Below are 21,005 nucleotides of genomic sequence, written 5' to 3'. Positions count from 1 at the left end.
GATTACTGAACCTTGATCTTCGCCAGGGCCGGATTCTGCTCCAGCGCCTGCTCCTGCGGCGCATAGAGGCGCTGGTAGCGCGCCGGCGGCAGGACGAACTCGCCCTTCTGCGAGAAGCGGACCAGATGGCGGAAACGCAACTCGCCAGCCAGGGTATCCACCGGCACGCCGTAGAACAGGTCACCCGGCTCATTGCGCGCACGCTCCAGGCTGGTCGCCTCGACACCGCCCAGGCCGCTGATCTGCAGGCCCCAGGTGGTGCGCTCGACGTCCGCGCCCGGCGGCAGCGGCACTTCCAGCATGCCATAGCGCAGGGCTTGCGCCTGCTCGCTGGTGAGGGTCACCTCGTCCAGGTACAGCTCGTCGCTGGACAGCGGCTTGTCACCCAGTTCCTCGGCATTGAACTTGAACGCCTCGTCACCCGGCACCAGGCGCAGCAGGCGGCGCTTGATGCTGACTGGCAACTGGCTGGCCGGCGCCTCGGCGCTGCGGAAGGTGACGGAGGCGTTGAGCGGACGCGACGGCGCGGCGCTCAGGTCCAGCTGCGCCGGCACACCTTTGCCCTGCCACTGCCAGAAGGCATCGCCGGAGGTGCTGTGGCTCTCCTTCCAGCTCGCCACCGGCCTGGGCAGCTCGGCGGCCGGTGCCGCGGCCACGGCGCGCTGCATCCAGGCCAGGGCCAGGGCGCGTTCGACGGTGGATTGCTGCGGCGCCAGGCTCAGCAGGAGCGCGCGGGCGCGGTTGGCATCCAGCGAACCGCTGTAGAGCTGCACCGCGCGGGCAAAGGGCTGCTCGCTGGTATTCAGCTTCAGCCGCGCGGCGTCCAGTTGCCTGGCGAAGCCCGGCGGCAGCGCGACCTTGCTCTGCTCGGCGAGACCGGCACTCAGCACGCGGGCCACTGCCAGACCCAGTTCGGAGTCCGGCTGGCCCATGACCAGGCTGCCGTCGGCATCATTCACGGACTTCGCCGCCTCGCCGTTGCCAGCCTTCTCCAGGTCGGTGAGCAGGCCGCTGACCAGGGTCTGCACCGGCAACTGCATGTCGCGGGCGAAGGCCAGGATCAGCGCGCGCTGCAACGGCGGCGTGGCGCTGGCGCGCGCGGAGTACAGCTCCAGCACACGCTGCCAGTGGTCCGCCGGCAGCTGGATTTCCAGCGCGCGGCTGGCGTACCAGTCGGCGTAGTAGGCGTAGGCGGTGAGGAAGGCGTCGTTGTCTTCGCCGCCCCACCAGGTGAAGTAGGCATCCGGGCCGGCCATCTGCACCAGGCGCAGGCGGCTGGTCTGCATGATCAGGCGCAGGCGATCGCGCACGCGCGGTTCGCCGCCCGCCAGCATCGGGTAGGCGACGCTCAGCGGCAGCAACTGGCTGGCGGTCTGCTCGACGCCACCCCAGGGATAGTCGAGCAACGCATCGAGGTTGCCACGCAGCAGGGCCTGGGCGCTGTCGTCCAGGCGCAGGCTGACATCACGGGCGTCCGCCGGCAGCTGCAGCGGCGTGTTCTGCGCGTTGACCTGCAGCGGCCGGGACTGCAGGACCTGCCAGCTGTCGGCCACCAGACTGAAGTGCACGCCGAGGCTGTCGCGCACCTGGCCGTCCTGGCGCAGTTCGACGTTCCAGTCGCCATCACTGAGCGGCTGCTTCGGCAAGGCGATGTAGTTGACGCCGCGCTTGAGCTCCAGCGCCTGGGTCTTCTCCTCGCCGTTGGCGCGGATCAGCAGCTCGGCCTTGGCGTCCTGCTCGCCCTGGTTGAAGACGAACAGGCCGAGGTCGGGCACATCGCCGGTGCGGAAGCGCTTCGGCCCGCTCCACTTCAGGTACAGCGGCTTCTCGGAGCGGATGAACTGCTTCTTCTGGCCGACCTGTCCCTGGTCATCCATGGCACGGGCGGTGATGCGCCAGCGGGTCAGGGAGTCGGGCATGCGGAACTTGAACTGCGCCTTGCCGTTGGCGTCGGTGACCAGTTCCGGCTCCCAGGCGGCGGTGTCGACTTCCTCGCGGCGCGGGCGCTCCAGCACCTTCACGCCACGTTCGCTGCGGTTGGCGCGGCCGGGTGCGCTGGGTGTGCCGGGCAGTGCCACGTCGTAGCTGATGAACGACAGGCTGGCGCTGGTACGCACGTTGTTGCGGCGCGGGTGGTAGAAGAACTGGTCGATGCCCGGGGCGATCTCCGGCTGCAGCGCGTAGATCATCTCGTCCACCACGCTGACGGTGAGGTGGCTGGAGACGGGCTTGCCGGCGTAGGCGGTGTCGAGGTTGACGGTGACCGTCTCGCCCGGTTCGTAGCGCTCCTTGTCGGTGCTGACAGCGATGTCGACCTGCGGCACGGCGACCTTGATGCCGGCGTTCTGGAAGCTGTAGTCGCCACTGCGGGTGTAGAGCACGGAGAAGGTCAGGTTAGGCGAGAACTCGGCCTTCACCGGGATGCGCGCGCGGTACTGGGTCGGGTTGAGCTTCTCCAGCTTCAGCCAGTCGCCGCCCTTGGACAGCAGTGCGGTGGCCTCGACCTTGTCGCGCTCCAGCGACAGCAGCGCATCGTCCACCGGTTCCGGGAAGGTGATCAGCGCCAGGGCTTCTTCACCGGCCTGGTACTCGGCCTTGTCGAGGACGATTTCCACCGTGCCTGGCACGGCCTTCACGCCGTCGCCGCTGACCGAGTGGCCGGTGCCGCCGAGCAGTTGGCCGGCCTTGTCGCGCAGTTCGACGCTGTAGGTGCCGGGCTTGTCGAAGGTGATGGCGAATGTGCCGCCCTGCACCGCGCCGTCGCCGCTGCTGCGGTCCTCCAGGCGCAGCCAGCGGTAGATGGTCGGCTGGATCTGCGTCTGCTGCTCGGCGGCGTAGCTGAATTCGACCTTGTCACCGGCGGCGCTGAAGCGCTGCGGCGCGCTGACGCGATAGCGCGCGGCGCCGCGCTCGATGAGGATTTCCTTGCTGGTCTTCACGCGGTATGCGGCGCCATCGCTGGCGAACACGCTGAGCATGTAGCGGCTGGGCTTCTCCGCCGCCGGCAGCTCCAGCGCGGCGCGGCCCTGGTCGTCGGTGGTGATCTGCGCACTGGACAGCTCCACGGGGAACTGGCCGAGGTACTGCAGCTCGTTGTCCACCATGGACAGCTGCTGGGCGCGCAGGCTCAGTTCCAGGCGCGCATTGGCCACCGGCTTGCCGTCCGGGTAGAGCAGGATCAGGTTGCCCTTTACCGGCTCGCCGGTCTTGACGTCCGGCTTGGCGAGGTCGAGGGAAATCTCGAAGTGCGGCTTGATGTACTCGGCGACGCGGAAGGCACTGCTGTAGGTCTGGCCGCGGTAGTCGAAGCGCAGCTCGTAGCCGCCGGCGACGGCGTTGGGCGGCAACTGGAAGCGGCCGTTGGTGCCGCTCCTGGCGTCGTACTCGAGGTCAAGGGTCTGCAGCGTGGTTCCGGCGGCGTCGATCACCGACAGGCGCAGCGGCGCGCTCTGCGGCGCCTGCGACTCGCGGGAGTTCTTGAACTCGCGGCCGACGATCTTCAGCGACACCCAGTCGCCCGGACGGTAGAGCGGGCGGTCAGTGAAGGCATAGAGCTTGGTGTCGTAGATTTCGCTGTCGTAATAGAAGTTCTCGGAGACGAAGACGCCGCCCTCCTCGTCCTCGCCGATCACGAAGGAGCGCTCGGGGCTGACGTGCTGCAGGCGCAGCAATCCGTCGGCGTCGCTGCTGCCGCTGCTCATCACGCCCAGGCCGTCGGTCCACAGCACCTTGGCGCCGCCCACCGGCGTGCCTTCATGCTTGCGCGCGGTCCACACCAGCAGCTCGTTGCCGGCGATCTTGCTCACCGCGACGCTGTTGGAGACGAACACCACGGTGGTCGCGCGGTATTTGCCGACCAGCGCTTCCACCAGGTACAGGCCGGGCTTCAGCTTGCCCAGCGGCACGTAGACGTTGCCGGGCGCGACATTGATGAACTCGCTGGACGAACCCATCAGGGTCACGTCCTTAGGCGGCTGGATCGGCTTGGCGTCCCACAGCGGGTAGCGGAACTGGCTGACCAGCGGCAGGCCGGGGATCGGCGCGTACTGCGGCGGCGCGTCATAGGGCGTCGGCGCAGCGATGGTGTCGCCCATCTTCAGCTCGGGCACCACTTCGGTGACCTGCTTGCGCGATTCGTAGGAAAACGCCCGCTGCATCACCCGGCGCGACTTGCGATACCAGTTATCCCACAGATAGGCCAGGGTGTTGGACAGGCCCTCGCCCTTGAACTGCCCTTCGGACACCACGCGATGCAGGTTCTTCTGGCGCTTGAGGAAGTCCAGCGGCTGGTCGATGCGGTAGACGCGGATATCGGCGCCACCGTAGGGCTCCATGCGGAAGCGGCGATAATCGCGGCCCGGCGCTTCCAGGCGCACCTTGGCCACTTCGTCGGAGGCGAAGCTTGAGTCGGCGAGCAGGAAGAACGACTCCCCGGTCATCGGCGAGTAGTTGCTCGCCGGCAGGTTGTCGTCCGCCTGCACGGCGGCGGGCATGCCGGCGAACAGGCCGGCACAGGCCAGGGCAGCGGCAATCCCGCGCAGCGCGCTCATCGGGCGAGGAAGGACAAGCGATACACGCCGATAAAGTTGGGATTGGATTCGTCGGGTATCCATCGGGTGTCCTTCCATGTCATGAGTTGTTGCAGGCTGACCGAGCGCATGCCGTTGTCGGTCGCCGTACGAGTGCCGGTGTGATAAGCGATGTCGCGGCCCATCCAGATCATCAGATGCTGGTCATCGCCCTGGTCGAAGAAAATCAGATCGCCCGGCCGCGCCTGGTTGAGGTCGCGGCCGACGAGCTGGCTGTTGTACTGGATCAGTTTGATCGCATTGACATAGGGGCCGGTCTGGCCGCCGCCCTGCTGCCAGCTCTGCGCCAGACGCCGCTGGTCATCGCTCAGGCTCATTTCCGGCGGCAGGTAACGGTTGGACATGCCGTTGGCGCGCAGCCACTTGGCGTCGTGCACCTTGAGCGCCTCGTTGGCGGCGAAGCGCACCAGGCCGGCGCAGTCCTGCTGGTACCAACGCGGGTTCGGGCCGCGGCGCAACTGTTCCTCGGCGATGCGCACGAACCAGGCGCGAAACACCTGCGATTGCCGGGTATCCAGCGCGGGCTCGGCGGCCTGGGCCAATGCAACGGCCAGCAACCCGGCGAGCAGGATCAGGGAGCGTCCGATCACAGCGCCTTCCACTGCAGCGGCTGCCACTGCCAGTCGCCGCTGGGCTCGCTGCCGGACGGCAGCGTCAGGGCATAGGCCCCTTGCGTGGCGAGGATATTCAGGCGCGGCAGGAGCAAGGTATCGGCGGCGTTGCGGAACACCGGTTCGATGTCACGCGGCAGGCTGTCCATCGTCTCGCGCTGCAGCAGGTCGGATAGCGTATTGGGCGCCAGGTAGGCCGGCACCTGGACATCCCTGGGCAGCACGTCGGCCAGCGGCGGGAAGCGTTTGGCCAGGGTGTTGCGCGCCTTGTCCAGCAGCTTGTCATCGATGGAGAACAGCAGCGTATTGCCGTCGCGCAGCAGGCTGACGCGGAAGAAACCGTTGCCGCTCACCTGGTCGGGGTTCTCCGCCTCGCTCGCCGGATACTGGCCGAAGCGCGAGCTGACCTGGCGCTGCCACAGGCGACCGTCGCCCTCGGGACGGCTGTCCACCGGGAACGCGCCCTCCTCCACCCTGGCCTCGAAGGAACCCACCAGGCTACCGAACAGCTTGCCCAGCTCCTCGTCCAGTTCGGGGCTGGCCGGGGCGTCGAGCTTGACCACCAGCAGCGGCGAATGCAGGCGCGATTCGGAGTACCAGCACAGGCCGGCCGCGCCGCTCAGGTGCTCGGAGAAGGAGGTGGCCATCTTCTGTTCGGCGCCCAGGCGCACCAGCAGGCTGTCGTACAGGCCGGGCGTGACCGGCAGCGCCACGCAGGCGCTGGCGCCCATCGGCATGGCCTGCCATACCGGGGTGAAATCCAGTTCCGGCTGGCGGGCGACTTCATTGAGCGCCAGGTAGCTGTGCCAGCCATCCTTGCCCTGCTCGAAGCGCACGCCGGCGAAACTCGGGATGAAGCGCTGGTAACCCATCGCCAGGGCGCCAGCGCCCAGGGTAATGCGCTGTTTCAGCTCGGCGGAAGGCTCCAGGCCGAATTGCCTGGCGAACGCCTGCTGTCCCTCCAGCAGCGTCGCGAGATCCTTGGCGACCGCCACGTTAGGCTCGCCCAGGCCTTCGCCGCCGGCATCGCTGAAGAGCATCTTCGGGTTCGACAGCACCAGCATCTGGTCGCCACGGGAGGCGAACAGCACGCTCCTCTCGGCGCCATAGCGCAGACGGTAGACGGCGGTCGCGGCGCCGCCGACCTGGATCTCGCCCACCTGCTTCAACTGGGTATCGTCCGCCGCGACCTTCGCCAGCGGCTCCAGCAGCTTGGCCAGGCCGCCACGGCGCAGCACCACCAGGAAATCGCGCAGGCGCCCGTCGGGGCCGCGCCACAGGGCGACCTGGGCCGGTTGGTCGAGCAGTTCCTCGATCAGGCTGTCCTTCAGGGTCAGGTCGTGCTCGTAGACGATGCGCCGCAGGGTGCCGGTCAGGCCCAGGCGGTCGCCATTGTTCTCGTAGTAGAAGACGAAGTCCTCGGTCAGCACGTCGCGCAGCAGCGGCACCTCCAGCACCGCCCTGGGCAACTGGCTGAGCGAGGCGCTCTCGATCAGGGCGTCGGGGCGCTTGAGGTCGAGCAGCGCCTCCGGAGTCTCCGGCGCCTCCAGGGTGCCCACCGGTACCGAGTGGAAGGCGGGAATCAGGCCGAAGGCCAGGGCGAGGCCGCCGGCGACCAGTACGGCGGCAACCACGCCGATGGCGATCAACGGCCCACGGCGCGTGGCCTGTTCGGCGGGTGGCGTGGGCGTACTGTCTTGGCTGCTGGAGGGCGTGTTGTCGCTCATGGATCGCTTGTCCCGTGTCATCCCTGCGAGGGGCGGATTCAGTAGTTGAAAGTCTTCACCAGCACCAGATCGCCGATGGTGCGCATGGGCACCACGAAGGTCTCGCGCTTCTCGTTCACGCTGTTCTCGTTGAACACCAGGTTGATCTCGGCGGTGATCACGTCCTGCTCATTGCTGCCGGCCTGGAAGTTGTAACCCTGGCTGTTCAGGTTGCCCCAGTAGTTGACGTAGACCAGGTACGTGCCATGCAGCGGAGCCGTCATGGTGAACATCTCCGGCCCCGGTCCATCCACGCCATCGGGGTCGAGGGCGCCGCCATTGCTCAGCCGCGGGTGTGCCCAGAAGGCATGCTGACCGTCCGGGGTGACGATATGCAGATCGAGCTCGGCCTTGGGGTCGTTCCACCCCAGCGCCAGGCGGATTCTCGGCGGCAACCGGCTGCGGTTGGCTTCGTAGAACTGGATGCGCTTGAGGGATTGGCCCTCGGCGCTGCTCACCGCGACGCTATTACTGCCCGCGCCGAAGTTGTAGGGACGGACGAAGCGGCCTTCGGCGTCGGTGTAGAGCGGCAGTGGATTGCCGTTGACCACCAGGCGCTGGGCGCGGTCGACGCCGGACAGTTCGCGCAGGTGACCTTCGATCAGGCTGCGGCCGCGAACGCCGCCGCGGTCGATGGGTGGCGTGGGATAGGCCACGCGCGGGGCATTGAGGTCATCGGTCAGGCCGGAATAGCGCCAGCCGGCGCTCGGGCTGCTCAGTTCGGCACGCGGCTCGGCAGCGACTACCGCCGCCAGCAGGCAGGCTGGAAGACAGAAAGCGGCATACAGGGGCCGACGCGTGAGATGCATGAACAGTCCTTGATCGTGCAAACGGATGCCAAATGTAACGGTTCTTGTACAACGAAGAAATGAACTTCAAAACCTCCACCGGCACAACGCAATCTTTCAGCAATGTCTTACAACGTACTGCATATTTATCTGACTTCTACCATCTGAAAACCTGAAGCGACGACCGTCACATCCAGCCGCCCCACTGCAGCAGGAAGACACCGATATTGGTGGTCACCGCCGCCGCCAGGGTGGTGATCACGATGATCGAGGCGGCCAGCTCATGGTTGCCGTTCGCCGCGCGGGCCATCACGAAGCTGGCCGCCGCCGTCGGACTGGCGAAGTAGAGGAACAGCACGCCCAGCTCGGCGCCGCGAAAGCCATAAAGCCAGGCGCCGGAGGTGCAGAGCAGCGGCAGCCAGACCATCTTCATCAGGCTGGCGCTGAGCGCCAGGGCGCCGCTGTCCCGCAGCGAGGCCAGCGACAGGGTGCCGCCGATGCAGATCAGCGCCAGCGGCAAGGTCATCTGGGAGAAGTAGTCGGCAGAAGTAAGCAGCCAGCCCGGCAGCCCGATCTGCAGCCAGGAGAACGGCAGCGCCGCCAGCACGCCGATGATCAACGGGTTGCGCAGCACACTCTTGAGGATGCTCCAGGGGTCGGACTTCATGCTCGGGCTGTAGATCGCCAGCACCACCGACGAGAGCGTGTTGTAGCAGAGGATCACCAGGGCCGCGAGGACCGAGCCCAGTGCCAGGCCGTGGTCACCGTAGAGGTTGGTGGCCAGGGCCAGGCCGATGATGCCGTTGTTGCCGCGAAACGCGCCCTGGGTATAGACGCCGCGCTCCGCGCGGGGCACCCGCCAGATCGACCAGCCCCAGGCCAGCAGGAAGCCCACCAGGGTCGCCACGCAGAAATACAACAGCAGTTCCGGGCGCGCCGCGCTGTGCAGGTCGGCGTGGTAGATGCCGAGGAACAGCATCGCCGGCATGGTGGCGTTGAACACCAGCGCCGACGCCGTCTGGATGAACACCGGATCGATCCAGCCCACGCGCCGCAGCAGCACTCCGAGGAACAGCATGGCGAATACGGGGGCGGTAATGCCAAAGGTCTGGAGCAGGAGTGCGAGCATGGGGCGCAGATATCAGGACGGCGGGACAGGCGATCATAGCAAGCCGCGGGCCGCTCGCCGCGTCCGAATCAGGCTTCGGCGGGCGCTGGCAGCTCCAGTGGTTTCGGCGCTTCGCCATCGGCCAGGCGGGTCAGCTTGCCGTCCACTGTGGCACCGTTCTCCATGCTCAGCTGGCGGTACTGGATGTTGCCGACGATGCGGGCGTTGGAGTGCAGCTCCAGCAGGTGCTCGACGTAGAGGTCGCCGATGATGGTGCCGTCGATCAGCGCATCGTAGCTGCTCACGTTGCCCTCGATATGTCCTTCGGCACTGAGCGCCAGGAGGCTCGCCGCACCGGGCTTGTGGCAGATGTTGCCCTTCACCGCGCCGAGGATCTTCAGGCCGTCCTCGAACTGCATGTCGCCCACCAGGGAGACGTTGCCCGAGAGCAGGCTGGAGAACTTGTCCACGGACACCTGCGGCGCCTTTTTCTTGCTGTTGCTGAACATCTGTCCTCCTACGACGGACTACTTGCCGGGTTTCTGCTGGCGGAAGAAGGCCAGCTCGGTCTTCAGTTTCTTGATTTCGGCGGACATCGCGTCGATCCGGCGCATCAGTTGCTCGCGGTTGGCGCGGTCCTGGTCGCCTTGCAGGCGCCGCTCCTCCAGCGCCGCCGCCAGGCGGGCGTTTTCCGCCTGCAGCGTTTCGATGCGCTGGCGCACCTGTCCGTCATCCTCTGCGCGCAACAGACAAGCGCCTGCCAGCACCGCGGACAGGACCAGGCACAGCAGCAATACGGCCCACCCCGTGCGGGCATGACGGCCAGGGACATGGGGGCGGTGCTCGGCGCGTAGCAGATCGCGGGTGGAGGGTTTCCTAGTCCGAGGCCATGCCATCGCTGTCGATCTCCATGCCGCCCAGAGACAGGAAGTTCTGAGGGTCGACGAACTCGCCGTGGTAGAGCACCTCGAAGTGCAGGTGGGGTCCGGTGGAACGGCCCGTGGAGCCCACCTTGGCGATCTCCCGCCCCGGCAGCACCACGTCGCCCACCTTCACCAGCAGCTTCGATGCATGGGCGTAGCGCGTCACCAGGCCGTTGCCGTGGTCGATTTCAACGCGGTTGCCGTAGGACGGACTCCGGCCGGCGACGATCACCCGCCCGCCGGCCGCCGCATGAATCGGGCTGCCGGTGGGCGCCGAGAAGTCCTGGCCGGAATGGAAGGCCAGACGGCGGTTGAAGGGGTCGACACGATTGCCGAAGGGCGAGCCCAGGCGCGCATCCTCCATCGGCCGGCGGGCCGGAATGGCCATGAAATCGGCGCTGCGCCGCGCAACCTGGTCCATCAACTGGTCGAAGACGCGGCGCAGACAGCGGGCCGAGCGCTCGTTCTGGTCGATGTCGGCCGACGGCAGCGGATCGGCGCACGGACGCGGCGGCAGCAGGATGCCGCCCTCGCCATTGACGGACGACTTCCGGGCCGGCGAGGGCGTGGCCCTGGCCTGCGGGGCCAGTTCAGGATCGAGCCTGGACAGCTTGCGAGCGATCTCTTCGTGGCTGTCGACGGCTTTCAGCAGATAGGCGGCGTCCTTTTCCAGTACCTGGAGGCGTCCGGACAGCTCGCCGATGCGTTCGGCGGCGAAACGTTCCTGCGGTTCACGCGCACTGTCCTCGGTGTGCGCGACCGGCACGAAGACAGGCTCGACATGGGCACGTCCCACCCAGATGCCGCCGGCAAAGGCCGCGACGGCCAGCACCAGCGACACACAGGCCGTGCCCAGCATGAGTCGGCGCGGATCGACCAGACGCAGATCCGAGCGGGTCAGGGCCTGCCGTGACGGGGAAAGAGGCTTCATAACGGTACCGTTGAACTGCCTTGGAGCCGGGCGATGGCCGGTCGGGGTGCACAGGGTACCTGTTATTGAAAATTTCGCAGCGGTTAAACACTGGAAAATGTAAGAAATTAAGAAGATTTCATCCCATATGCGATGACTTTCAGACGTTCTCCACTAACCAGCTCACACTTTGACAGGGAATCAAACTGCCATCAGGCCGGCAATACCGTCTCCATTTCCCGGAGCCGGCGGTCTTCCAGACGCAACTGCCTCGGGTGATAACGCTTGAGGCTGGCACGGTGGCCGATGCTGACCAGGGTGACGCCCGGCAGTTGCTCCAGCAGTACCTGGTAGAGCGCCGCCTCGTCGGTTTCGTCCAGCGCCGAGGTAGCCTCGTCGAGGAACAGCCAGCGCGGCGCATAGAGCAAGGCTCGGGCGATCGCCAGGCGTTGCTGCTCGCCGGGCGACAGCACCCGCTGCCAGTGATCGGCCTCGTCCAGGCGCGAGATCAGCGCTTCCAGGCGGCACAGGCGCAAGACCTCCTGCAGACGCTCGACGCTGTGCTGGCCGGGCTGTTCCGGGTAGCTGAGCGCCTGCGCCAGGGTACCGATGGGCAGATAGGGCTTCTGCGGCAGGAACAGGCTGCGCGCCTCGGGCATCTGCACTACGCCGCTGCCATAGCGCCACAGGCCGCTCATGGCCCGTAGCAGCGTGCTCTTGCCGCCGCCGGAAGGGCCGCCGATCAGCACGTGTTCGCCGCAGCGGACGGTCAGGCTGGTGGGTTCGAGCAGTTCGCGATTGCCGCTCAACTGCAGGCTGAGGTTCTGCAGGTGCAGCAGGTCGCCGTCCTTGCGCACGTCGATGTTGGCGGACTCCCGGGCGGTTTCGGCCATCGCCGAGCGGAAGCTCAGCAGGCGGTCGCAGGTGGCGCGCCAACTGGCGAGGTCGGCATAGGCATCGATGAACCAGCTCATCGCCGACTGCACGTTGCCGAAGGCCGAGTTGATCTGCATGAGCTCGCCCAGCTGGATCTGTCCGGCGAAGTAGCGGGGCGCGGCGACGATGAAGGGGAAGACGGTGGCGATCTGTCCGTAGCCGGCGGAGAAGAAGGTCAGGCGCTTCTGCACCTTCATCAGCTCCCAGAAGTTGCCCCAGACATTGCGGAAGCGGGTCATCAGCCGCTCGTTCTCGTTGGCCTCGCCGTTGTACAGGGCGATGCTCTCGGCGTTCTCGCGCACCCGCACCAGGCCGAAGCGCAGGTCGGCCTCGTAACGCTGCTGGCGGTTGTTCAGGCCGATCAGGCGGCGGGCGATCAGGTGGGTCAGCCAACTGCCGACCAGGGCATAGATGAGCGCGGCCCAGAACATGTAGCCGGGGATCGCGATGCCCAGGACTTCGATGCTGCCGGAAACGCCCCAGAGAATCACCGAGAAGGACACCAGGCTGACCACGTTGCTCAGCAGGCCCAGGCTCAGGCCGAGGGTCGTGGTGGTGAAGCTCTTCAGGTCGTCGGTCAGGCGCTGGTCAGGGTTGTCGGTATAGCCGCCCTGCTCCAGGTTGAAGTAGCTCTTGTGCTGGAGCCACGTGGCGAAGTGCTTTTCGGTCAGCCAGCGGCGCCAGCGGATCGTCAGCATCTGGGTGAGATACAGCCGGTATACGGCCGTCAGGATGAACACCGCGGCGATGCCGCAGAACACCAGCATCAGGTGGATGAAGCTTTTCAGATCCTTGTTCTGCAGGGCGTTGTAGAAGTCCCGGTACCAGCTGTTGAGCCAGACGTTCAGGGCCACGCCCACCAGCGACAGCGCGATCACCACGATCAGCAGCAGCCAGGCCATGCCTTTTTCTTCGCTGCGCCAGTAGGGCGCGGTGAGCTGCCAGACTCGGTGGAAGAAACGGCTGCGCACGGCGTCGTTCGCCGCGCGGTATTCGGCGCTGTCGGTCATGGGGTCTTGCTCGCACGGCTGAAAATAAAAGGAGCGCTCAGTTGGCGCTCCTTGTGTTATCGATCGCTTAACGCCTCACCGGGCGCTTCTGCAGCTTACGCTGCAAGGTTCGCCGGTGCATACCCAGGGCACGGGCGGTAGCGGAAATGTTGCCATCGTGCTCGGCCAGCACGCGCTGGATATGCTCCCACTGCAGCCGGTCCACCGACATGGGGTTTTCCGGCACCAGGGTTTCCAGGTTCGCATGCTGCGACAGCAGCGCGGTCAGCACGTCGTCGGCGTCCGCCGGCTTGCACAGGTAGTTGGTGGCGCCGCGCTTGATGGCTTCCACCGCGGTGGCGATGCTGGAATAGCCGGTGAGGATCACCACCCGCATCTCCGGGTCCAGCTCCAGCAGCTTGGGCAGCAGCACCAGGCCGGAGTCGCCATCCATCTTCAGGTCGAGCACGGCGTAGTCAGGCAGGTCCTCCCTGGCCATGACCAGGCCCTCCTCGGCGGAGCCGGCGATCGACACCCGCAGCCCACGGCGGGTCATGGCGCGGGCCATGACGCGGGTAAAGGTGGCGTCGTCGTCCACCAGCAACAGGTGGGGCTGCTCTTCGCCTTCGAACTGGATCTCTTCGCTCATGGGACTTCCTCGCAAACGTGGCCCTCAAGCCACGCCGTAGCTTCTTGGCAGACGCAACTCCGTCAGAGTGCCGCCATCTTCATGGTTGTACAACTTCACCGTGCCACCTGCCCGCGTCACGCTGGCCTGGCTGAGGAACAGGCCGAGGCCGAAACCCTTGCCCTTGGTGGTGAAGAAAGGCTTGCCGAGCTGTTCGGCAATGGCCAGGGGAACGCCCGGCCCCTGGTCGCGGATGCTCAGGCAGACTTCCCCGGCATCCCAGTCCAGGCGGATATCCAGGTCATCCGGACAGGCATCGGTGGCGTTGTTCAGCAGGTTGAGCAAGGCCTGGCTCAGGTCGGTGGGTGGCACCATCCGCGGCGCCTTGCCCTTGCCGAGGGTCTGGTAACGATAACTGGCCTCCGGGCGCATCAGGTGCCAGCGGTGCAGGACCGACTCGACCCACTCGTTGGCGCCCTGCTCCACCACCGTCTGGCGGCGGTCCGCCTCGGCGGCGCGCACCAGGTGCTGCAGGGTGTCCTTGCAGAGTTTCACCTGTTCCTGCAGCAGCGCCAGGTCTTCCTGCAGCAGTGGCTGGTCGGCGTTGGTCTGGCGCAGTTCCTTGAGCAGTACGCTCATGGTCGCCAGCGGCGTCCCCAGCTCATGGGCGGCGCCGGCGGCCTGGGTGGCCACGGCGAGCAGTTGCTGGTCGCGCATGAGCTCCTCGCGACGCTGGGCCTGCAGTTGCTCCTGCCGGCGCAGCGATTCGGACATGCGCGCGACGAAGAAGGTGATCAGCGCGGCGGCCAGGGCGAAGCTCAACCACATGCCATAGACCAGCAGGTTGTCCCGTTGCCCTGCCGCCATCTCCAGCGGGTGGAACCACACCAGCAGCACGGTGTAGCTGGCCAGCGCCAGGCCGGCCAGGACGATGGTGTAGAGCCAGGGCAAGGTGGCCGCGGCGATGGTCAGCGGCACCAGGTAATAGGAAACGAAGGGATTGCTGGAACCACCGGAGAAATACAGCAGCACGCTGTGGATGAGCAGGTCGCAGGCCAGTTGAACGGCGTACTCCAGTTCGGTCACCGGCCACGGACCGCGCAGGCGCAGCGCAGTACCCAGGCACAGCACGAGGGAAACGCCGAGGGTCACGCCCAGCGCCAGCCAAGGCAGCTGGATCAGTTGGGCCTTGTAGGCGAGCCCGACGGAACCTGTCTGGGCGGCAAGCACGAGAATTCGGATGAGCGTCAGATGCAGGAGGTTCTGACGACTGGCGGAAAGCTGGAAAACCGGTGTGCGCATGATGAATTCCGGAATTTGCGCGAGTATAGCCAAGAGCCCCCTCCAACTTATGCGGCATAGCGCCACAGCATACTCCAGCGCAGGCCGCGGCGGTCGGAAACAATTGGTGACATCCAGCGTTAACCCGTCCCGGAACGAATCTCCGTCAGAGAGTCCGACACTCCCCGCCACCGAGTCTACTACGCTGTGGCCGGGACCTTTTCTGGAGCAAGGAGTCATCCATGTCTGTACTGAAGAAACCCTTCACCGCCCTCGCCGCCGCCATCGCCCTGTGCGCCACCAGCCTCGGTGCGCTGGCAGACGAACCGCGCTACAACCAGGTTTCGCTGCGCGCCGAGGTCAGCCAGGAAGTCGCCCACGACCTGATGCACGTGACCCTCTACAGCGAAGGCCAGGCTGGCGATCCGGCCAAGCTGGCCGCCGAGACCACCACGGCGCTGAACGCGGCGGTGGAACAGGCGCGCAAGGTGAAAGGCGTGACCGTCAGCCTGGGCAGCCGCAACAGCTACCCGGTGTATGACGACAAGGGCCAGAAGATCACCGCCTGGCGCGAGCGCGCGGAGATCCGTCTGGAAAGCGCCGACTTCGCCAGCCTCTCCCAGCTCACCGCCGACCTGCTGGGCAAGCTGAAGATGGGCAGCATGAACTTCAGCATCGCCGACGCGACCCGCGTGAAGAACGAGGACGCGCTGATGCAGGACGCCGTGAGCGCCTTCAAAGCCCGCGCCCAGGTGCTGACCGACGCCCTTGGCGGCAAGGGCTACAAGCTGGTCAGCCTGAACCTGAACACCTCCGGCGCGCCGCGTCCGATGCCGATGATGCGCATGGCGGCGATGAAGGCCGACAGCTATGGCGGCGCCCCGGCCCAGGAAATCGAGGCCGGCACCAGCCAGGTCACCATCAGCGCCGACGGCACGATCGAAGTGCAGATGCCATAACGCAGGCGACCTCCTCCCGCGCGGCGCCTCCGGCAATCGAGGCGCCGTCCGGGGCGGCACGGCTCTCATTGTCGAAATTGCGACATTCACGTGCACCGGCGTTACAACTTCTACACTCATCCCGGTCAGTCGCTTGCGCCCGGCATGCGCCGTGCATAGTTTCACGCAACGCAGCCCACAAGGCTGTTCCTCGATGACAACCAGAATAACCAGAGGTCCGTATGCGTAAGAACGCCGTCATCCGCTCCATGATTGCCGCTGGGTTGATCGCCAGCGCACCGTTCGCCCACGCCGCCAGCAACCTGGTCTACTGCTCCGAAGGCAGCCCCGCGGGCTTCGACCCCGGCCAGTACACCACCGGCACCGACTTCGACGCCTCGGCCGAGACGGTCTTCAACCGCCTCACCCAGTTCGAGCGCGGCGGCACCCAGGTTATTCCGGGGCTGGCGGAAAAGTGGGATGTATCCGATGACGGCAAGACCTACACCTTCCACCTGCGTTCCGGCGTGAAGTTCCACACCACCGACTACTTCAAGCCGACCCGCGAGTTCAACGCCGACGACGTGCTGTTCACCTTCAACCGCATGCTCGACAAGAACCATCCGTTCCGCAAAGCCTACCCGACCGAGTTCCCCTACTTCACCGACATGGGCATGGACACCAACATCGCCAAGGTGGAGAAGGTCGACGAGCACACCGTCAAGTTCTCCCTCAACGACGTCGACGCCGCGTTCATCCAGAACCTGGCGATGAGCTTCGCCTCGATCCAGTCCGCCGAATACGCCGACCAGTTGCTCAAGCAGGGCAAGGCCGCCGACATCAACCAGAAGCCCATCGGCACCGGCCCCTTCGTGTTCAGCCGTTACCAGAAGGACGCGATGATCCGCTTCAAGGCCAACCCGGACTACTGGAACAAGGGCGAGGTGAAGATCGACAACCTGATCTTCGCCATCAACACCGACGCCTCGGTGCGCATGCAGAAGCTCAAGGCCAACGAGTGCCAGATCACCCTCTTCCCGCGCCCGGCCGACCTGGAAGCGCTGAAGAAGGATGCGAACCTGAACATGCCGTCGCAGCCGGGCTTCAACCTCGGCTACATCGCCTACAACGTCCTACACAAGCCGTTCGACAAGCTCGAAGTGCGCGAGGCGCTGGACATGGCGGTGAACAAGAAGGCGATCATCGACGCCGTCTACCAGGGCGCCGGACAGATGGCCGTGAACGGCATGCCGCCGACCCAGTGGTCCTACGACGACAGCATCAAGGATGCCGGCTACAACCCGGAAAAGGCCAAGGAACTGCTGAAGAAGGCCGGCGTGCCCGAAGGCACCGAGATCACCCTCTGGGCCATGCCGGTGCAGCGCCCCTACAACCCCAACGCCAAGCTGATGGCCGAAATGCTCCAGGCCGACTGGGCCAAGGTCGGCATCAAGGCGAAGATCGTCACCTACGAGTGGGGCGAGTACATCAAGCGCGCCAAGGGCGGCGAGCACGACGCCATGCTGATCGGCTGGAGCGGCGACAACGGCGACCCGGACAACTGGCTGGGCACCCTCTACGGCTGCGATGCCGTGGACGGCAACAACTTCTCCAAATGGTGCGACCCGGCCTACGACAAGCTGATCAAGGATGCCAAGCGCACGCCGGACCAGGCCAAGCGCACCGAGCTGTACAAGCAGGCCCAGCATATCCTCAAGGAGCAGGTGCCGATCACCCCGATCGCCCACTCCACCGTGTACCAGCCGATGCGCAAGACGGTGCAGGACTTCAAGATCAGCCCGTTCGCGCTGAACTCGTTCTACGGCGTCAGCGTCGGCAAGTAAGGCCAGCGGCCGCCGGGCTTCCCGGCGGCCCTTTGTTGCGGCAGCCGCCGTGCGCAACGCGCTCATCCGCCTGACCCTCGTCAGCCTGCTTGGCTGCGCGCCGGCGTTCGGCCAATCCCTGGTGGTCTGCACCGAGGCCAGCCCGGAAGGGTTCGACATCACCCAGTACACCGCCGCCACCACCGCCGACGCCTCGGCCGAGACGGTGTTCGAGCGCCTGGTACAGTTCGCCCCCGGCAGCGCCCGCGTGGTGCCGGCGCTGGCGGAAAGCTGGACGATCAGTGACGACGGCCTGCAATACACCTTCGCCCTGCGCCAGGGCGTGAAGTTCCACAGCACCGACTACTTCAAGCCCACCCGCGCGCTCAACGCCGACGACGTGCTCTGGAGCTTCCAGCGCCAGCTCGACCCGCAACACCCGTGGAACAAGCTGGCTCCGCGCGGCTTCCCCTATGCCGAGGCGATGGGCCTGCCCAGCCTGATCAGCGCGGTGGAAAAGCTCGACGACCAGCACGTGCGCTTCACCCTCAAGCATCCCGAGGCGCCCTTCCTCGCCGACCTGGCGATGGGGTTCGCCTCCATCTATTCCGCCGAGTACGGCGACCTGCTGCTGGCCGCCGACAAGGCCGGGCAGTTGAACAACCTGCCCATCGGCACCGGCCCCTTCGTCTTCCAGCGCTACCAGAAGGACGCCCAGGTACGCTTCAATGCCAACCCGGACTACTGGGGCGGCAGGCCGAAGATCGACCGCCTGCTGCTGGCGATCACCCCCGATCCGAACGTGCGCATCCAGAAGATCAAGGCCGGCGACTGCCAGATTGCCCTCTACCCCAAGCCCACGGACATCCCCGCACTGCGCCAGGCGCCGAACCTGAAGGTGGAGGAACTGGATTCCCTGCTGGTGGCCTACGTAGCCCTCAATACCCGGCACAAACCGCTGGACGACGTGCGCGTGCGCCAGGCGATCAACCTCGCCTTCGACCGTGCCGCCTACCTCAAGGCGCAGTTCGGCGAAGGTGCCGCCACCCCGGCGGTCGCGCCCTACCCGCCGACGCTCTGGGGCTCGGACCCGCAGCTCAAGGGCTGGCCGCACGATCCGGCGCGGGCGAAGCAACTGCTGGAAGAAGCTGGCATCAAGCCCGGCTTGAGGCTCTCGATCTGGACCCGCCCCGGCGGCGGGCCGACCAACCCCAATCCCGGCATCGGCGCGCAGATGCTCCAGGACGACCTGGGCAGGATCGGCATCCAGGCCGACATCCGCGTGTACGAATGGGGCGAGCTGATCAAGCGCGCTAAGCAGGGCGAGCACGACCTGATCTTCATGGGCTGGGTCGGCGACAACGGCGACCCGGACAACTTCCTCACGCCGAACCTGTCCTGCGCGGCGGCGAAGAGCGGCGAGAACCAGGCCGGCTGGTGCAACGCCGGGTTCGACGAACTGCTGCGCCTCGCCCGCGCCAGCACCGACCAGCCGACCCGCGCCGGGCTGTACCGCCAGGCCCTGGCGATCTTCCAGCGCGAGGCGCCGTGGATCGCCCTGGCCTATCCGAAGCAGTTCGCGGTGGTGCGCCCGGAGGTGAAGGGCTTCACCCTCAGCCCCCTGGGCTCGAACAACTTTTCGCGGGTTGAACTCACGCCCTGAGCCTTTGCTGTAGGAGCGAGCTTGCTCGCGAACAAAACCCCGCAGTAAAGCGATTCGCGAGCAAGCTCGCTCCTACGAAGAGCCGCCAGCCTCAAGCTTCCAGGCCGAACGGATCGTCCACCGAGTGGCTCGGCTGGGTGAACCAGCGCGGCCCTTCGGCCGTCATGTAGAAGTGGTCTTCCAGGCGGATGCCGAACTCGCCCGGCACGCAGATCATCGGTTCGTTGCTGAAGCACATGCCGGCTTCCAGCGGGGTTTCGTCGCCGCGGACCAGATAGGGGCCCTCATGCACGTCCAGGCCGATGCCGTGGCCGGTGCGGTGCGGCAGGCCGGGCAAGGCGTAGTCCGGGCCCAGGCCGCCGGCTTCCAGGCAGCGCCGCGCGGCGGCATCCACCGCCTGGCAGGGCTGGCCCGTCACGGCGGCGTCGAAGGCTGCCTGCTGGGCCGCCTTTTCCAGGTTCCAGAAGACGCGCTGGCGGTCGCTGGGCGTGCCGAAGACGTAGCTGCGGGTGATGTCCGACTGGTAGCCGTGCAGCTGGCAGCCGGTGTCGATCAGCACCATGTCGCCCTCGCGCAGCGGGCGCGGCTCGCGCACGCCGTGGGGAAAGGCGCTGTCCTCGCCGAACAGCACGATGCAGAAGGTCGAGCCGGGGGCGCCGACGCAGCGGTGCGCCGCCTCGATGAAGCGCACCACCTCGGTGGCGCTGATGCCTTCGCGGAGGATGCTGGCGGCGGCCTTGTGCACTTCCAGGGTCATGTCCTTGGCGCGCTGCATCAGCGCCAGCTCGGCCGCCGACTTGCGCTGCCGGCCCTGGTCGACCACGGCGCTCGCATCCACCAGGCGCAGCGAACCGGCGGCCTGGCGCAGGCGCTCGACCATGCCGAACGGCAGGCTCGGGCACAATCCGAGGCGGGCGTCGGCCGGCACGTCCAGCTCCGCCAGCATATCCGCCAGCAGGCGATAGGGGCTCTCGTGCTCCTGCCAGGTGCGGATCGCCCCGGGCAGCACCTGGAAATCGCGCACCGTGCCCTCCTCGAAGGCCGGGGCGAGGTACAGCGGCTCGCCCTTGGCGGGGACCAGCAGGCCGACCAGGCGTTCGCTGGGATTCCACTTCACCCCGCTGAAGTAGCGCAGGTAGCTGCCGGCATCAATGAACGCCGCCGCCATGCCCTGCTCGCTCAAGCGCGCCTGCAGGCCGGCCACGCGGGCGCGGTATTCGGCCAGCCCGATCGGCTCGACGCCGCCGCTCATGTCGCGTAGATCCGCCAACGCCTGCTCGGGAGTACGCCCCCCAACACCCATTGTCATCGCCCAGTTCTCCTGGTGAAAAGTCTGCGAAAATTTAAGCACAGCTTAAAAAGCTCACCAAACAGAATTTAAGTAGAACTGAAAAATCATTGAGAGGAGGAATCCTCCCATCGTGCGCTCCCACGGTGATCCTTCGCCGGTATACTGCCGGCATTCCCCAAGAGCCCAACCCATGACCGTCGATCGAATCGGAGAGCGCCTGCGCCGCTACCGGCGCGCCGCGAAGAAGACCCTCAGCCAGGTGGCCAGCGAGTCCGGCCTGACCGCCAGCTTCCTGTCCCAGGCCGAGCGCAACCTCACCGGAGTTTCCATCTCTTCCCTGGCCAGCATCGCCAGGTCCCTCGGGGTGCCGCTCAACGAGCTGTTCGACCAGCCGCAGCAGGCCCAGCCGGACTCCCACCAGGGCGAGCGCGTGCGCTACACCATCGAGGGCCAGCCGCTGGGCTACGAACGCCTGACCACGGCCTTTCCCGGCAACCAGCTCAACGCGGTGAAGATGAGCATGCCGGCCGGCTACCAGTCCGAGCTGATCGCCCACGAGGGCGCGGAATTCGCCTACGTGCTCAGCGGCAGCATCGTCTACACCATCGACGGCCGCAGCTACCCCCTGGGCCCCGGCGACTCGGTGCACTTCGACGCCGGTAAGCCGCACTGCCTGCGCAATGCCGGCGAGGAAACCGCCGAAGTGCTGACCGTCACTACCATGCCGCTGTTCGGCGAGCATCCGGGCACCTGAAAGATAT

The 21,005-nt window shown here is 66.4% G+C and carries 16 protein-coding genes; 4 read left to right on the top strand and 12 right to left on the bottom strand.

The window, feature by feature from the left end:
- Positions 1–2: 2 nt before the first annotated feature.
- The 11 genes from ACYCAX_RS09130 to ACYCAX_RS09080 form a co-directional block, all read right to left on the bottom strand.
- The gene (locus ACYCAX_RS09130; RefSeq protein ID WP_460247843.1) at positions 3–4,550 is read right to left on the bottom strand and encodes an alpha-2-macroglobulin family protein; all 4,548 of its coding nucleotides are present in this window, start codon (positions 4,548–4,550) and stop codon (positions 3–5) included.
- Positions 4,547–5,191 carry a DUF1175 domain-containing protein gene (locus ACYCAX_RS09125; RefSeq protein ID WP_041711747.1) on the bottom strand — a complete coding sequence of 215 codons (645 nt, stop codon included), beginning with the start codon at positions 5,189–5,191 and terminating at the stop codon, positions 4,547–4,549. Before ACYCAX_RS09125 ends, ACYCAX_RS09130 begins: the two co-directional genes overlap by 4 nt.
- Positions 5,176–6,927 carry a DUF2138 domain-containing protein gene (locus ACYCAX_RS09120; RefSeq protein ID WP_460247842.1) on the bottom strand — a complete coding sequence of 584 codons (1,752 nt, stop codon included), beginning with the start codon at positions 6,925–6,927 and terminating at the stop codon, positions 5,176–5,178. Before ACYCAX_RS09120 ends, ACYCAX_RS09125 begins: the two co-directional genes overlap by 16 nt.
- A 38-nt stretch (positions 6,928–6,965) precedes the next feature.
- On the bottom strand, positions 6,966–7,775 hold the full coding sequence (locus ACYCAX_RS09115; protein WP_015475803.1) for a YfaP family protein: 810 nt from the start codon (positions 7,773–7,775) through the stop codon (positions 6,966–6,968).
- A gap of 166 nt (positions 7,776–7,941) precedes the next feature.
- The gene (locus ACYCAX_RS09110) at positions 7,942–8,883 is read right to left on the bottom strand and encodes an AEC family transporter (RefSeq protein WP_294976139.1); all 942 of its coding nucleotides are present in this window, start codon (positions 8,881–8,883) and stop codon (positions 7,942–7,944) included.
- Positions 8,884–8,951: 68 nt separating this feature from the next.
- Positions 8,952–9,371, bottom strand: coding sequence for a bactofilin family protein (locus ACYCAX_RS09105; RefSeq protein WP_015475801.1), 420 nt, complete (start codon positions 9,369–9,371; stop codon positions 8,952–8,954).
- Between the two features lie 18 nt (positions 9,372–9,389).
- Positions 9,390–9,608, bottom strand: a complete 219-nt coding sequence (locus ACYCAX_RS09100; protein WP_236620508.1) for a hypothetical protein — start codon at positions 9,606–9,608, stop codon at positions 9,390–9,392.
- Positions 9,609–9,738: 130 nt separating this feature from the next.
- A complete protein-coding gene (locus ACYCAX_RS09095) occupies positions 9,739–10,716 on the bottom strand; it encodes a M23 family metallopeptidase (protein ID WP_460247841.1) in 978 nt (325 codons plus the stop codon).
- A gap of 191 nt (positions 10,717–10,907) precedes the next feature.
- Positions 10,908–12,641, bottom strand: coding sequence for an ABC transporter ATP-binding protein/permease (locus tag ACYCAX_RS09090; RefSeq protein ID WP_460247840.1), 1,734 nt, complete (start codon positions 12,639–12,641; stop codon positions 10,908–10,910).
- A gap of 67 nt (positions 12,642–12,708) precedes the next feature.
- Positions 12,709–13,269, bottom strand: coding sequence for a response regulator transcription factor (locus ACYCAX_RS09085; RefSeq protein WP_015475797.1), 561 nt, complete (start codon positions 13,267–13,269; stop codon positions 12,709–12,711).
- A 24-nt stretch (positions 13,270–13,293) separates the two neighbouring features.
- The gene (locus ACYCAX_RS09080; protein ID WP_015475796.1) at positions 13,294–14,550 is read right to left on the bottom strand and encodes an ATP-binding protein; all 1,257 of its coding nucleotides are present in this window, start codon (positions 14,548–14,550) and stop codon (positions 13,294–13,296) included.
- Between the two features lie 221 nt (positions 14,551–14,771).
- On the opposite strand from ACYCAX_RS09080, the gene ACYCAX_RS09075 reads away from it, so the two are divergent.
- The 3 genes from ACYCAX_RS09075 (at position 14,772) to ACYCAX_RS09065 (ending at position 18,953) form a co-directional block, all read left to right on the top strand.
- Positions 14,772–15,488, top strand: a complete 717-nt coding sequence (locus ACYCAX_RS09075) for an SIMPL domain-containing protein (RefSeq protein WP_015475795.1) — start codon at positions 14,772–14,774, stop codon at positions 15,486–15,488.
- 221 nt (positions 15,489–15,709) lie between these two features.
- The gene (locus ACYCAX_RS09070) at positions 15,710–17,311 is read left to right on the top strand and encodes an ABC transporter substrate-binding protein (protein ID WP_460247839.1); all 1,602 of its coding nucleotides are present in this window, start codon (positions 15,710–15,712) and stop codon (positions 17,309–17,311) included.
- 49 nt (positions 17,312–17,360) lie between these two features.
- Positions 17,361–18,953, top strand: a complete 1,593-nt coding sequence (locus tag ACYCAX_RS09065; RefSeq protein ID WP_460247838.1) for an ABC transporter substrate-binding protein — start codon at positions 17,361–17,363, stop codon at positions 18,951–18,953.
- A gap of 91 nt (positions 18,954–19,044) precedes the next feature.
- Here ACYCAX_RS09065 and ACYCAX_RS09060 read toward each other — a convergent pair whose 3' ends face one another.
- The gene (locus ACYCAX_RS09060) at positions 19,045–20,262 is read right to left on the bottom strand and encodes a M24 family metallopeptidase (protein WP_294976160.1); all 1,218 of its coding nucleotides are present in this window, start codon (positions 20,260–20,262) and stop codon (positions 19,045–19,047) included.
- Positions 20,263–20,434: 172 nt separating this feature from the next.
- Between ACYCAX_RS09060 and ACYCAX_RS09055 the strand changes: the two genes are divergently transcribed.
- Complete coding sequence (locus tag ACYCAX_RS09055; RefSeq protein WP_460247837.1) at positions 20,435–20,998, top strand: helix-turn-helix domain-containing protein; 564 nt, start codon at positions 20,435–20,437, stop codon at positions 20,996–20,998.
- Positions 20,999–21,005 lie beyond the last annotated feature (7 nt).

The organism is Pseudomonas sp. MT3, from assembly GCF_054720805.1.
This window is presented reverse-complemented; position numbering and strand designations above follow the sequence as displayed.

Coding starts and splice junctions, on each gene's coding strand:
- ACYCAX_RS09130 (WP_460247843.1), bottom strand. CDS start 4,550: ATGAGCGCGCTGCGCGGGATTGCCGCTGCCCTGGCCTGTGCCGGCCTG.
- ACYCAX_RS09120 (WP_460247842.1), bottom strand. CDS start 6,927: ATGAGCGACAACACGCCCTCCAGCAGCCAAGACAGTACGCCCACGCCA.
- ACYCAX_RS09115 (WP_015475803.1), bottom strand. CDS start 7,775: ATGCATCTCACGCGTCGGCCCCTGTATGCCGCTTTCTGTCTTCCAGCC.
- ACYCAX_RS09110 (WP_294976139.1), bottom strand. CDS start 8,883: ATGCTCGCACTCCTGCTCCAGACCTTTGGCATTACCGCCCCCGTATTC.
- ACYCAX_RS09105 (WP_015475801.1), bottom strand. CDS start 9,371: ATGTTCAGCAACAGCAAGAAAAAGGCGCCGCAGGTGTCCGTGGACAAG.
- ACYCAX_RS09095 (WP_460247841.1), bottom strand. CDS start 10,716: ATGAAGCCTCTTTCCCCGTCACGGCAGGCCCTGACCCGCTCGGATCTG.
- ACYCAX_RS09090 (WP_460247840.1), bottom strand. CDS start 12,641: ATGACCGACAGCGCCGAATACCGCGCGGCGAACGACGCCGTGCGCAGC.
- ACYCAX_RS09085 (WP_015475797.1), bottom strand. CDS start 13,269: ATGAGCGAAGAGATCCAGTTCGAAGGCGAAGAGCAGCCCCACCTGTTG.
- ACYCAX_RS09080 (WP_015475796.1), bottom strand. CDS start 14,550: ATGCGCACACCGGTTTTCCAGCTTTCCGCCAGTCGTCAGAACCTCCTG.
- ACYCAX_RS09075 (WP_015475795.1), top strand. CDS start 14,772: ATGTCTGTACTGAAGAAACCCTTCACCGCCCTCGCCGCCGCCATCGCC.
- ACYCAX_RS09070 (WP_460247839.1), top strand. CDS start 15,710: ATGCGTAAGAACGCCGTCATCCGCTCCATGATTGCCGCTGGGTTGATC.
- ACYCAX_RS09060 (WP_294976160.1), bottom strand. CDS start 20,262: ATGACAATGGGTGTTGGGGGGCGTACTCCCGAGCAGGCGTTGGCGGAT.
- ACYCAX_RS09055 (WP_460247837.1), top strand. CDS start 20,435: ATGACCGTCGATCGAATCGGAGAGCGCCTGCGCCGCTACCGGCGCGCC.